Source organism: Vibrio profundi (genome assembly GCF_005281835.1).
In the GTDB taxonomy this organism is placed as follows: domain Bacteria; phylum Pseudomonadota; class Gammaproteobacteria; order Enterobacterales; family Vibrionaceae; genus Vibrio; species Vibrio profundi.
In genome coordinates this window covers 39294-52660 of the sequence record NZ_RZIS01000005.1, presented here as the reverse complement: position 1 = coordinate 52660, position 13367 = coordinate 39294, and the positions used below count along the sequence as shown (strand labels likewise).

Sequence of the window (13367 nt, the reverse complement as noted above, 5' to 3'; positions counted from 1 at the left end):
ATAACTGCAGGGGCTTTGTTCTATTTACTTCGTTAAGATCTAGCTTGTTTTCTTCGGTAATGAGAAATGCAGTAATGCGTAACCGATGATCGCTGCAGTTGTTGATCCCATTAAGATACCTAAGCGAGCGAATGTATCGAATTCTACATTGGCAGAACCAAACGCTAGCGATGAAATGAAGATAGACATCGTAAAGCCGATACCACACAACACCGACACTGCAAAGATATGGATGAAGTTCACCCCTTCTGGCAGCTTAGCCACACCTAACTTAACCGCAGCCCAGCTAAAGCTAAAGATACCTAATGGCTTACCAATCAACAGGCCTAATGCAATACCTAGCGGTAGCATGTCTGTCAGGCTTGATAAAGAGATACCTTCAAGAGAGATACCCGCGTTAGCAAATGCGAAGATAGGTAGTATTGCGAATGCTACATAAGGGTGCAATGCGTGCTCTAAGTGCTTCAGCGGTGAATGCTCACCTTTGTTACCTTTCAGCGGGATTGCAAAACCTAGTACTACACCAGCTAACGTTGCGTGTACGCCAGACTTAAGAACCGCAAACCAAAGAATCACACCTGCGATGATATAAACGCTAAGTTTGGTTACTTTCTTGGCATTCAACATAAACAGGACACCTGTCATGATAAAGCCAACGGTAAGTGCCATCGTAGATAGATCGCCTGAGTAGAACAGCGCAATAATAACCACAACACCTAAATCATCGATGATCGCTAGTGCAAGTAAGAACACTTTCAAACTAACCGGAACACGAGGGCCTAGTAACGCCATGATACCTAATGCGAATGCAATATCTGTCGCAGCTGGAATTGCCCAGCCTTGAATTGCTTCAGGGTTGTCCATGTTGAAGAACACGTAAACCAATGCTGGCGCTAACATACCACCAACAGCGGCAATCGCTGGGAAGATAGCGGTTTCTTTAGATTTGAGCGCACCTTCCAAAAGTTCGCGTTTCACTTCTAAGCCGATAAGCAAGAAGAAGATAACCATTAGACCGTCGTTGATCCAATGAGAGATAGACATACCTGCTACGTAGGTATGTAGAGTATCCTGATAAATTCCGTTTAGCGGAGAGTTTGCAACAGTCATAGCAATCGCAGCTGCGATTACAAGAATAATCCCGCCTGCAGATTCCATTTTAAAGAAGTCACGAATGACATCGTTCATGATTTCGCCCTTATATTTATTATTTAAATAAACGAACAACAAAGAATAGCCCTGAGTGTATAGCTAACCAAAACTAAGCAGTAATCACTTCTTTGGAGGTTTAACTTCGGTTTTTCCTACAAATACTAAACAATACGACGTATATTCCATTAGTCAACTGGGTTCTTTTCTAATTATAGAAGACATCGTTAAATCTAGTATGCATATGTTTTAAAAAGATAAAACCTACAGATAAAAAAAAGGCCTCAAATTGAGGCCTTGTATATCATTAGTATCCGGTGAGCTGCATAAAACCTTTGGCTTCATGGCTTCCGCTTGCTGTTATGGGTCCTTCCCAGTAAGGAATTACAAATGGTAACCACATATCTCGGCGAACGATACGTGTTGTCAGGTTAATATCGTGCTCTTTGACATTAATAATCCACTGTAACGGCAATCTTCTACCATTCATCAAGGTCGAATTTTGCAATGGAGTAATTTCTATATCATCTTCAGTTAACTGAATGACTTTTCCAGAACGAGTTGCCAATGTACCGAAGACATAAGGTAACTGCTGATTATGCCGGTAGCGGTTGATACTCAACGATTTACCATCGTCTAGATTAAAGACAAACCAATCCCAGCCTTGTTGCCCCTCACCTAACAGCCCGCTTCCCCACTCTTTGTGAAGCCAAGCATTACCTTTCACTCGAATCGTTCGACCGTCTAACTTCAATACCCCAGATACCGCTAGGAAAGGCGCACTAAAGTTGTAAGATGCCACAGGCAATAAATCATGTTTTTGCTGGTAGCCTTTGTCGCCATTAAGCACGTAAGGCCCTTTAGCCGTTGTATTAAGCGCTAAACCGAAAGTATCGGTATTCGCTTTAAGTTGCCCTGGGAAAGGTGTGCTGCTCAGAGAGCGCCAATTCCAGTTATCAATCCAAATTCTAAATGGGCGATTACTCATGCCCGCTTGGCCGATTCCACCGCGAGCCAAACGCTGCTCTTTCCACACTCTAGATTTGGAGGTAATGACAACATTAGCAATATACAATTGCGGGCTTTGCCAACCAGTGGTTTCTCTTTCATCTGTTGCGATACGGAAAAAGCTCCATTGGATGAAGTACTTTTCGCCAGATTCACTTTCTACAGAAGCAAAGTAATGCCACCACTCGTGCTGAAAATCAGGGTGGAATTGGAAATCATTAGGTAAAGAGATATTGCGGTCCGGCAGGACAGGTTCAAATACCTTCTTATTCTCGCTCACCAAAATGGCATTAACTTCATTGACGCCCTTACCACCGACATCTTTCAAAAATGAAAAATACACTCCGGTAGCAATTAAGGCGACAAAAATGCCGATTGCAAATAATGAGGAAACCACTCGAAGCAGTGAACGCTTAGACATTTACAGAGCATCCCTTAACGATTTCATTGGTGTGTTTCGAATCATTCTTAGCACTGGTAGCGCACCTGCCAACATTAATGCCGCCATAGCCCAACTGAAGGTGACCAAATAATCCCAAGGGATCACTTGTAAGCCTAACGACCAGCCGAATGACTGCTTAATCACGATATCTACAATAAGGCTTGCTAGCGCTAAGCCTAAAGGTATAGCAATTAATGATGAGATAAGTCCAAAAACAAAAAGCTGCAGGCTACCAATCAATATCAACTCTTTTCCGGACATTCCCAAACATCGCAGCAGGGAGATATGACGCTGCCGTGAGACCTCGCCTGCGACTGTCGCGAAGAAAATACCAAACACTGCAATCACTAATGTAATGTTGCCTAACGTATCTGCTATCGCAAACGTACGGTCAAACACACGCATCGCTTGGCTATGAATATTATTGTTATCAAAAATACGTTCAGAATTTAACCTAAAGACGGTTTCTAACCTTTGTCTTAAGCCTTGAGGATTTACATTGTCTTCCAGCAGCACACCAAGCCCAACATTACCCGTACCGGCAAAACCAAAGAGCCAATTGCGGTGAGACATCATGACTTGATGATAAGGATTACCGTAATCGTAATAAACACCAACGACTTGCCAACCAGAGCCTAAGTTATCGTAAAGATCGATGTAATCACCCGGGCGTAAATCCAGCTTCAAGGACATAGATTCGCTGATCATCACGCCTTTTGAATGGTGTAAGTGATACCAATAATTTGGAATACCAAGCTTAATGGTAAGCGCATCTAACTCACCTTCAGAGGCCCCCGTGCTGACCACTTGAATATTGCCCTTTGGCGTCGCGATATCTTTTTCCCAGCGCCACCAAACCGAATCAACTTCAGGCTGCTCTGAAAGCCAATTGCTCATTCGGGCAGCTGCATTGTTGGTTGGGTAAATATACAAATCGGCCGCAAGCCTTTGGGTGAGCCACTTATCCGTAGTATCCCTAAAGCTTCCGACCATAGTTTCCACGCCAATGTTGGCACTTAATGCCAACATAAATGCCATGGTTGCAACGCCGCGGTAACTCATACTTGCAGCTGCATCAGCAAAGAACCAACGAGCGCGCACCCATTTAAGCGAATAGGATAAGCTGTTAAATAGCTTCCACATCACGAATGGTGTAAACAGAGCCACACTCACGAGCATTAAAGCGATGATGGCAAAACCAGATTCTTGCGTTTGCGGTGCTTGATAAACGGCCACTGCCGCCACGCAAAATGCACAACCGATCAGCGCTTGCCACGTGAACTCAGTACCTGCAAATCGAACAAGAGATAGACGAGAAGATAACCGAATCGGCTGTGATTTTAGTAAGCGAATCAACGGCCACGCACAAGCTAAGAATGCACCAGCTAATGTCATGACTAAGCTATAACCACTCCACTTCCAGCTCCACTCAATTGTTAAACCAACATCGGCGTCGTAGAGATCGCCTAAACTCGACGACACTGCTGGCAATAACTGATTGGCTAAAGCTAAACCAAAAACATTGCCGCATAACCAACTGATGATCACCAGTAGGAATAATTCAAAACACAGAGCTTTAGTTAACTGCCAACCAGACACACCCGTTTGTCGCAAGATACCTACCAACGGCTGGCGTTGAATAAACGACAAAGACATTGCTTGATAGAAAATAAATAAACCGACTACGAACGACAGCATGCCCATCGCGCTCAAATTCATGTGGAATGCATTAGTTAACGACTCCAACTCTGTTTTCGAACTACGCGAAATGCTCATTCCGTTAGGAAGCATATTTTTTAAGCGTTGGAATTTCTCTGGAGGCATGTCGCCACAGGCAATCACTGACAAACCAGAACTGCGTTTTAACATTCGAAGAAGAGAAATATCGGCCATTAAGCGCGTGCCATTGATCAAGCCTCGCTCATCAACAACAATCGGCCCCAATTGGGAGCCGTCTTCAAGCGGAATATAGTCGCCACTGCTCCATCCCATATGTTGGGAAAGATCTTGGCTGACGAGTATCGGGTATGGGGGGCGCATTAAACCTAGTGTTGTCAGCTCTTTTAAAGCGACACCAGGCTGAAGTTGTAGCATTGCAACCGGATCAAGCCCCACCAACATTAGGCTATCGCCTTCATCAGTGTTTACACGGTGATTATCAAAAGGAGCGCACTGCTGAAAGCCTTCACGCCTAAGCTGAATATAGAAACCTTGCGGAATTTTATTAGCGTTATGCTTAGGACGAATACGATAAGGAAGCGGATTCGAAAATAATCGTTCACCATTGGTATAACTTTGTTTCGCATGCTGGTTAATAGCAGTTACGCCAACCAACAGAGAAACACCAAGGGTTAATCCAAGCCAAACGAGGATAATTTGTAGCGGGTAACGACGGTAGTGACCAAGTAGCGCTTTAACTACGGGCCATAACATGCAGTTGCCCTCCTTGTAGTCGAATTCTGCCATCCATATGCAAAGCAACTTTCTCACTGTGCGTCACTAGAAGTAACGTACATTCTAATTCGCGAGCCAATGACGTTAATAGACGCATCACTGCTTCTGCATTACGCTCATCTAGACTACCAGTAGGCTCATCGGCTAATAGAACTTTAGGCTCCATATAAAGAGCGCGAGCAATCGCAGCACGTTGCTGTTGTCCACCAGACACTTCTTCAGGGTAACGACCTAATAAAGGCATAAGATCTAATGCAGATAGAATTTGGCGCCATAAGCCTTTGTCTTCAGGTAAACCTTTCAGTTGTCTACAAAAGCGGATGTTGTCGGCGATATTCAACGTCGGCAGCAAATTAAACTGCTGGAAGATATGACCGATATTATTGCGACGATAAGCAGTACGCTTGAGCTCAGGAGAATTGTGCATTTCGAAGTTAGGGAAAGAGATTTCCCCTGAGTCTGCAAGGTCCAAACCTGCAATCAGGTTAAGCAATGTGCTTTTTCCGGAACCGCTTTCTCCCATTAACGCTAACTGATCACCTTGATTTAATGTTAGTTCTGCTCCTTGTAAAACAGGGTGGAATTCTCCCCCATCAACATAGCCTTTACATAGGTCGGACAGCTTTAACATTAAACAGCTCACGAAAGTTAGAATTTGGAATGAGAATCTACACTAATTCACTGTTAGTAGGAAGCATTTTGAAAGATAGATCACAGCATGCGCATAAAGTTGCACCCTTTCTACGTTTGATGTCTAACTTTCGATCAAGTTATTGATCCACTTTTTACTCTTCATTCTATAAATTGACCCACCCCATTTCACTGCTTCTTCTGTTAAAAACAGTAGATAAATCCACTCGGGTTCCAAGCCTAAATAAATCGCAGCGAATGCTGCCAATGGAATGCCAATAACCCATTGAGCAATTAAGTCTTGATAGAGGCAGAATTTTACGTCACCGCCCGCCCTTAAAACGCCAACAATGACTGTCATTGGAATGGAACGAAGAACGATTCCAACACTAAGAACGAGAATGAACTTTTCCGCTAACTCTCGCGTCTCACTGGTTAAGGCGCTGAACGCATTTAAGATTGGAGTTTGAACAAAATAAAGTGCGATTGCGACTACAATTCCCACTAGAAAACAAACAATACTTATCCCGATCGCTTGATAGTACACCGCTTCATTTTCCTTGGCACCGAGCTGATTCCCAACAAGTACCGCCGCCGCTGTCGACATCCCAATGAGTAAGCTTAATGAAATCGATTCAACAGGCGTCATCACTGATAATGCCGCTAGCCCCTGTACACCCGACTGGCCCATGATGGCGTGATACGCGAACAAACCACCAGCCCAAGCAAGAAAGTTAAAAGTTGTTGGCATGGACAATTTAAGAAAGCGAGAAATCTTCGCGATTGAAGCAGCAGCGGTAATGTCAGCAAAGCGGAAAGCCAACAAGTGTTGTTTGACATACAAGTAGCCAAAGAGCGTCAAGATCTCAATCGCACCACTCAACACCGTTGCTATTGCCGCACCTTTGATTCCCATCGCCGGAAATCCAAAGTGACCAAAAATTAATACCCAATTCAAAAACACGTTAGAGAGAATCCCGATACCACTAAAGAATGTACTGAGTCCGGGCTTGTGCATAGCGCGTAAACCAACGGCCATACTACTCACGCATGCTACCGCGAACATACTAAGTGAAGTGATCACTATGTATTCCACACCTAGCTCGATAACTAGCGTCGAATCTGTCGTCAAAGACATGATCTGGCTTGGGAACGAAACGAACACCACTACTGTGAGTGCCGCAAAGAACATAGATACTAACCAGGTTAATGCTGTGCTTTCCCTTACCCCCTGCTTATCACCGGCCCCCCAGAATTGAGCAGTCAGTAACGCACCTCCTGTTGTCACACCAACTAACATTATGGTCGTCACAAACATAGCCCGGCTCGCGACGCCCACCGCAGCGATATCAGCTTCGCCCAACTGCCCTAGCATCAAGACATCAACTAGCCCACGACTAGAGAACATGATGCTCTGTAGCGTGATTGGCAAAGCTATGGCTATCAAACGGCGAAGGAAATCACCGCGGGTATGGTGCAAAACATTTGAAAGTAGCACTGGCACGTCACCTTACTGGAAGACATTGATGGATAAAGAAAAATTACGCGCTATTATATCAGGGGTTGATTTTTAACCATATACAGGAATGGCATATCAATGAAAAAAGTATTGGTTTTAGGTGCATCTGGCTATGTGGGTTCCCAGCTACTCCCATTATTACTCGAGCAAGGTTACCAAGTAACCGCTGCCGCTCGCCATATCGACTACCTAAAAGCACGTACGTCCACTCATCCAAATTTGCAGTTAACCTATTTAGATTTAGCAGATGCTGAAGCCACAAAAGCATTACTGCCCGATTTTGATTTGATCTTTTTCTTGGTACACGGGATGGCGCATGGACATGATTTTATCGATTACGAAATCAGCCTCGCGACCAACTTTGTCTCAGCTCTCACTCCAAAGAATCAACACGTTATTTACCTCAGCTCGCTTCAGCCTCAAACTGGCTACTCTGAACATTTAGAAGCAAGGCGAAAAACAGGCGATATTCTACGTTCTAGCCCTGTTCCAATCACCGAGCTGCGTGCAGGTGTCATCATTGGTCCCGGCTCTGCTGCCTTCGAAATCATGAGAGATTTCGTTTATAACCTACCCATTATGATTGCGCCGAAATGGGTAGATTCCAAAGCCAACCCAATTGCGCTAGAAAACTTAAACCACTACCTCATATCGATCGCAAAAGAAACGCCCGACGAAAATCGCATCTACGAAGTTGGCGGCCCAGAAATTATAAGTTATCGCCAACAATTTGAATTTATCGCCACCATCGCCAACCGCCCGCTTCGATTATGGGCAACATCACTATTAACGCCTAAGATGGCATCATATTGGTTAGGCGTGGTCACATCCGTACCATCCAGTATTGGGCGTGCTTTACTCGCTGGCTTGCAACACGACTTCGTTGCTCAATCGCAGCTCATCCAAAAACGTTACCCACAGCCGTTAGTCAGTTACGAACAAATGGTTCGCTCAACCATCGAAACAGAAGGGAACTTCGTAAAAAGTAACATCTGGGGATTTGATAAAGCCGCGTTCAAACGCTGGCAAGCCGGTTTCGGCTATTATCCGAAAAAAACAGGGGCGAGTATCACAAGTCACGCTTCAGCCGAACAGCTTTGGCAAGTAGTCCAACAAATTGGTAGCCCACAAAAAGGATATTTCTTTGCTAATGCGTTGTGGCGTACGAGAGAATGGCTCGACCTATTCTTTGGAGGCGGCTTTCCAACCAGACGTCGTCCGCAAGGCAATGAATTGGCTGTTGGTGATTTTATTGATTCTTGGAAAGTCATTCGCTGCGAGAAACCAAACTTTCTCTCGCTATTGTTTGGGATGAAAGGGCCGGGATTAGGCCGACTGGAATTTACGATAACCGATCATGGCGACACTAGAGAACTAAATGTCACCGCTTGGTGGCACCCAAAAGGATTTCTTGGATTGCTGTATTGGTTCGCCATGATGCCAGCTCACCTCTTTATATTTAAGGGGATGGTGAAAGCCATCACCAAAGAAGCAGCGAATAAAAAAACGGACAGCCATGAGTAAAATGGGATACTCACTACTGACCGTTTTTTCGAAAAGCGACTAATCAGCGATAAAACTAATCGGGATCTCAGCGAGCTGATTACCTTGGTTACTCGGATACACAATGTACTCACCGTGATACTTCACCGCCGATTTGTAATCCGTTACTTTATGAAGCATAAAACCCGCTTCCATTGCAGCTTCGACAAACTCGGCGTGATTTCCGCGCACAAACCAGTTCATCGGCTGAGTCATCAATTCACCTTCGAATGAGTCATCACATTGCTTAGCGCATAACGCAAACGAATGGTCACCATCTGTGAAAAATTGAATTTTTCCGCCAGTGGTTAGCTCGTCTTCGCTCGATACGCTCCAGCCTTTCTGGTACATCACTTCCATGAAAGCTTCTACATCGCTGTCTTTTAGCTCTCTTGGCGTTTCGCCTTGTGGGAAGAACTTTCCGTAAAAGGCTGAAATACGCTTGAAGGTAAACATCAAATCGGCTTTGTTGCCTTTAGATCGCCCCTGCTTTTGCCAGCGAGTCAAATCCGCGACCACACTGCGGTCGTACGCTTGAGATTTCAGCGCTTTTGTTACCCAACGAACTAAGTAATGGTTGTTACTAACTGGCGCATCCACCACTTTTCTCGTTTTGTGCAATGCAGTAATTTCTTCTAAAGCCGTGTTAACCAGCTTCTGAATTTCAATGTAGTAGTTTGACATTATGCCTTCTTTCCTAATGTCCAATATAATAATGCCGATAGCACTGAGCATATCGTCATAACAACAATCATAGGCCACGCTGTATCACTTGGTAACATAGCAACAATAAGCCCGACCACTGAACCAGTACCAAACCTTAGGGTTCCAGCCAGTGATGATGCAGTGCCAGCCATGTTCGGATAGCCACTTAATAATAAACCCATAGAGTTACTGCCAATTGTGGAGAGTGTTCCGATAAACAGCATCACAAATGGTACGATTCCCCATAGTCCAACATCCGCCAACCAACCGAAGAACAGCCCCACGCCGGCTAATAGCTGAACCGCTAGTCCAAACCTAAGCATAGTGTGCGAGCCAACTTTCTTAACCAACCTACCATTAATACTGGTCATGATGATCATGGCTACGATGTTCAAACCAAATAGGTAGCCAAATAGATCCGGCCTAACACCGTAAATATCGATGTAAACAAATGCGCCTGCGGTTAAAAATGCAAACATGCCCGCAAACGAAAACGCCCCGGAGAATATCAAACCCATTACGACGGGGTTCTTACATAGTCTTAAATAGTTTCGTAATGTGGTTCTTAATCTTAATGGTTGTCGGTTTTCAACTGGTAGCGTTTCTGGGATTTTCCATAGAACCGCTGCGATCACGAGTACCCCAAAAATAGCCAACACCCAAAAGATCGAACGCCAACCAAACCATAGCGCTAAATAACCACCAATCATCGGCGCTACTAGTGGCGCGACTGTCATCACCAAGGTCACAAACGACATGGTGCGAGCGAAATCTTCACGATCGAACATATCGCGCACTAAAGCTTGAATAACCACGGCTGCCGCTGCACCTGCAAAGCCCTGCGCGGTACGCACGTAAGTTAACGCTTGAATGCCGTCGGTCGTAGCACTTACCACTGCCGCTACCGAAAACAGAAACACACCTATTAACAAGACGGGCCTACGACCAAAACTATCGGCCAGCGGGCCATGCAGCAACTGGCCTAAAGCAAAGCCCATGGTATAAGCGGTAAGCGTAATTTGAACTTCACCTGCGGTCACACCAAGATCTTTGGCGATCGTTGGCATCGCAGGTAAATACATATCGATGGCTAAAGGTGTTAGAGCACCAATGGCACCCAATATCAAAAATAGCAATAACCCCAACTGGGGGGCTTCAACACGTTGAGTCGTAGTGGTGTTCATAATTCTCCGAACTAGTCATGTTGCTGCCTGATAAAAGCAACAAACAGAAACAATGGCTGAGACTTTCCTAGTACCAGTCAAAGAATTCAGCCGACGCTATCCTTGGTCGGCTATACAGAGTTGGAAGTGATTACTTCCAGATAGAATCGATTTCTTCTTGCGTTAGATAACGATATTCACCGAGCTCCAAAGATTCATCCATTTCGATGTCACCAATCTTTTCACGGTGTAACGCTTCTACTTTGTTACCTAGCGCCGCAAACATGCGCTTCACTTGGTGGTATTTACCTTCGTGAATGGTCAGCAGTACTTCTTTTTCAGCACGTACTTCTAAGTGAGCAGGCAACGTTAGGCCAGTTTCGCTCTTCAGCTGGATCCCTTCTTTGAATTTCTCGACATAGTCATCTTCAACAGGTTCAACCAACCAAACGCGGTAAGTCTTTTGACACTTGTGCTTTGGCGAAGTAATACGGTGTGACCATTGGCCATCGTCTGTAATTAAAACTAAGCCCGTCGTGTCCACATCAAGACGACCAGCAAAGTGCAGTTTGTCCATCTTGATTTCGTCTAGCAAATCAAATGCGGTTTGGTTTGAGCTATCTTCATGCGAACACACAAAGCCTTCCGGTTTGTATAACATGATATAACGAGGCCCTTGAACACGTAGTTCATTTCCCTGCCATTCAACAACGCAATCTTCTGTGATTTTCGTTGCTCCGCTTTTCACCATTACGTCGTTAACCGTAACCGTTTTAGTTTTTAATATTTGAGTGGCTTCTTTACGTGTTGCACCAAGTGCATCACACAAAAATTTATCTAAACGCATGAATACCTCATCTGATTTAAGTCAGGTATTATAGTCACCTTTGCACAATTAGTTGAGCTATTTCACACTATTTATTGCGTGCTTCTCCTTCAATGACACAAGATACTGTATGTACTCACTTCGTCCTTACCAAGCAGACTCTGTAAAGTCCGTTATTCACTACTTCAGAAAGCACCAAACACCCGCCGTATTGGTACTGCCGACGGGAGCCGGAAAAAGCTTAGTCATCGCCGAACTCGCGCGACTTGCAAAAGGGCGCGTACTGGTGCTTGCTCATGTAAAAGAACTGGTCGAGCAAAACCACGCCAAGTATGAAGGCTACGATTTAAAAGGCTCAATTTTTTCGGCCGGATTAGGACGTAAAGAAACCGACCAACAAGTCGTATTCGCTTCTGTGCAATCTGTCGTGCGTAATTTGGATTTGTTTGCCAACCAGTTTTCATTGCTTGTCATTGATGAATGCCACCGGGTACCAGACGAAAAGAACAGCAGCTACCAGAAAGTCATTTCCCATTTACGAGAAATAAACCCTGGTATCAAAGTACTTGGGCTAACGGCTACCCCATACCGATTAGGCATGGGCTGGATCTATCAATACCACACTCGCGGACAAGTACGTTCAGAAGAACCGAGATTCTTTCGCGATTGTATCTTCGAGCTTCCGATTCGCTACCTACTCGACGAAGGCTTCCTTACACCAGCAAGAATGATCGACGCCCCAGTCTTAAGCTACGACTTTTCGAAGTTGAAGCCTGCAAACACAGGTCGTTACAAAGAGGCAGAGCTCGATATGGTGATCGAGCAATCGAAGCGCGCCACCCCTCAAATTGTCGACCAGATTGTCCACTTAGCCCAAGATAAACAAGGTATTATGGTCTTCGCAGCTACCGTTCGCCACGCCCAAGAGATACTTGGTTTGTTGCCAGCAGGAGAGGCGTCAATTGTTATTGGTGACACGCCAACTTTAGAGCGCGACCAAATCATCAACGACTTCAAGCAACGCAAAATCAAATTTTTAGTCAACGTATCCGTTTTGACCACCGGATTTGATGCACCTCACGTAGACTTGATAGCCATTTTACGCCCAACAGAATCCATTAGCTTATATCAGCAAATTGTCGGGCGCGGTTTACGATTGTCTGAAGGGAAAACGGAGTGCTTGGTGCTTGATTACGCGGGCAATAGCTACGACTTGTACCAACCTGAAGTCGGTGATCCGAAACCAGATTCGGACAGCGAAATCATTACCATCCCCTGCCCCGCGTGCGGCTTTAATAACAATTTTTGGGGAAAGCTAGACAGTAACGGATTTTTATTGGAACACTTCGGTCGTCGATGCCAAGGCTATTTTACCGATGAAGATACAGGTGAGCGCGAACATTGCGGGTATCGCTTTCGAGCCAAGTATTGCAACGAATGCGGTGCAGATAACGATATTGCAGCACGCATTTGTCACGAGTGCGATGCAACGCTTGTCGACCCAGATAAAAAGCTCAAAGAAGCGCTGAATCTTAAAGACGCATTAGTCTTCGAGTGCTTAGAAATGGATTTGAATGTACTTAAAGATGACAAAGGTAAATCACAATTGAAAGTAACTTATCGCGGCGAGAATCAAGCGCAAGTGCATGAGTTTTGGTCTTTAACAACAAAGAAACAAAAGCAAACCTTTAAAGATCAGTTTGTTAGGCCACATTTAGCAGACAGACACAGACCGTTTGAAGAAGCGTCGCCAACCAAAGTTGTTGCTAATCAACACAGGTTCCGCCCCCCTCAGTTTGTCATTGCACGTAAATCTGGACGTTTTTGGAAAATGAGAGACAAAATTTTTGAAGATGAGCTTCAAGATCGTTAAGGCGATTGGGTTCACTTTCTATTCATATTCACTCATTTATACTGTCCGATATCTAT

At 44.8% G+C, this 13367-nt stretch carries 10 protein-coding genes; 2 read left to right on the top strand and 8 right to left on the bottom strand.

All coding sequences use genetic code 11. The features are described from left to right. Nucleotides 1-39: 39 nt before the first annotated feature. From nhaA to ELZ11_RS13815, 5 genes are all read right to left on the bottom strand, one after another. Nucleotides 40-1188 carry a Na+/H+ antiporter NhaA gene (nhaA, locus tag ELZ11_RS13835; RefSeq protein WP_137358010.1) on the bottom strand — a complete coding sequence of 383 codons (1149 nt, stop codon included), beginning with the start codon at nucleotides 1186-1188 and terminating at the stop codon, nucleotides 40-42. A gap of 268 nt (nucleotides 1189-1456) precedes the next feature. Beyond that, on the bottom strand, nucleotides 1457-2578 hold the full coding sequence (locus tag ELZ11_RS13830) for a lipocalin-like domain-containing protein (protein WP_137358009.1): 1122 nt from the start codon (nucleotides 2576-2578) through the stop codon (nucleotides 1457-1459). Then, complete coding sequence (locus ELZ11_RS13825) at nucleotides 2579-5032, bottom strand: ABC transporter permease (protein ID WP_167494692.1); 2454 nt, start codon at nucleotides 5030-5032, stop codon at nucleotides 2579-2581. Continuing rightward, entirely contained in the window at nucleotides 5013-5684 is a 672-nt protein-coding gene (locus ELZ11_RS13820) for an ABC transporter ATP-binding protein (protein WP_137358007.1), read from the bottom strand. Before ELZ11_RS13820 ends, ELZ11_RS13825 begins: the two co-directional genes overlap by 20 nt. 123 nt (nucleotides 5685-5807) lie before the next feature. Next, on the bottom strand, nucleotides 5808-7181 hold the full coding sequence (locus tag ELZ11_RS13815; protein WP_137358006.1) for an MATE family efflux transporter: 1374 nt from the start codon (nucleotides 7179-7181) through the stop codon (nucleotides 5808-5810). Nucleotides 7182-7280: 99 nt separating this feature from the next. On the opposite strand from ELZ11_RS13815, the gene ELZ11_RS13810 reads away from it, so the two are divergent. Beyond that, nucleotides 7281-8726, top strand: coding sequence for a DUF2867 domain-containing protein (locus ELZ11_RS13810; protein ID WP_137358005.1), 1446 nt, complete (start codon nucleotides 7281-7283; stop codon nucleotides 8724-8726). A gap of 39 nt (nucleotides 8727-8765) precedes the next feature. Here the strand turns inward: ELZ11_RS13810 and ELZ11_RS13805 are convergent, their stop codons facing one another. The 3 genes from ELZ11_RS13805 to rsuA all read right to left on the bottom strand — a co-directional run bounded on the left by ELZ11_RS13805 (nucleotide 8766) and on the right by rsuA (nucleotide 11459). Beyond that, a complete protein-coding gene (locus ELZ11_RS13805) occupies nucleotides 8766-9428 on the bottom strand; it encodes a DUF2913 family protein (protein ID WP_137358004.1) in 663 nt (220 codons plus the stop codon). Then, nucleotides 9428-10633, bottom strand: a complete 1206-nt coding sequence (locus ELZ11_RS13800) for a Bcr/CflA family multidrug efflux MFS transporter (RefSeq protein ID WP_137358003.1) — start codon at nucleotides 10631-10633, stop codon at nucleotides 9428-9430. The genes ELZ11_RS13805 and ELZ11_RS13800 overlap by 1 nt, the downstream gene beginning before the upstream one ends. Nucleotides 10634-10763: 130 nt before the next feature. Further along, a complete protein-coding gene (rsuA, locus tag ELZ11_RS13795) occupies nucleotides 10764-11459 on the bottom strand; it encodes a 16S rRNA pseudouridine(516) synthase RsuA (RefSeq protein ID WP_137358002.1) in 696 nt (231 codons plus the stop codon). Between the two features lie 109 nt (nucleotides 11460-11568). Here rsuA and radD point away from each other — a divergent pair, with 109 nt between their 5' ends. Then, nucleotides 11569-13311 (top strand): DNA repair helicase RadD, encoded by a 1743-nt coding sequence (gene radD, locus ELZ11_RS13790; RefSeq protein WP_137358001.1) that lies wholly within the window; start codon nucleotides 11569-11571, stop codon nucleotides 13309-13311. Nucleotides 13312-13367 lie beyond the last annotated feature (56 nt).

What these genes read in the sequence shown, in the direction of transcription:
- ELZ11_RS13825 (WP_167494692.1), bottom strand. Translation starts at nt 5,032, where the DNA reads ATGTTATGGCCCGTAGTTAAAGCGCTACTTGGTCACTACCGTCGTTAC.
- ELZ11_RS13830 (WP_137358009.1), bottom strand. Translation starts at nt 2,578, where the DNA reads ATGTCTAAGCGTTCACTGCTTCGAGTGGTTTCCTCATTATTTGCAATC.
- nhaA (WP_137358010.1), bottom strand. Translation starts at nt 1,188, where the DNA reads ATGAACGATGTCATTCGTGACTTCTTTAAAATGGAATCTGCAGGCGGG.
- ELZ11_RS13805 (WP_137358004.1), bottom strand. Translation starts at nt 9,428, where the DNA reads ATGTCAAACTACTACATTGAAATTCAGAAGCTGGTTAACACGGCTTTA.
- radD (WP_137358001.1), top strand. Translation starts at nt 11,569, where the DNA reads ATGTACTCACTTCGTCCTTACCAAGCAGACTCTGTAAAGTCCGTTATT.
- rsuA (WP_137358002.1), bottom strand. Translation starts at nt 11,459, where the DNA reads ATGCGTTTAGATAAATTTTTGTGTGATGCACTTGGTGCAACACGTAAA.
- ELZ11_RS13820 (WP_137358007.1), bottom strand. Translation starts at nt 5,684, where the DNA reads ATGTTAAAGCTGTCCGACCTATGTAAAGGCTATGTTGATGGGGGAGAA.
- ELZ11_RS13810 (WP_137358005.1), top strand. Translation starts at nt 7,281, where the DNA reads ATGAAAAAAGTATTGGTTTTAGGTGCATCTGGCTATGTGGGTTCCCAG.
- ELZ11_RS13800 (WP_137358003.1), bottom strand. Translation starts at nt 10,633, where the DNA reads ATGAACACCACTACGACTCAACGTGTTGAAGCCCCCCAGTTGGGGTTA.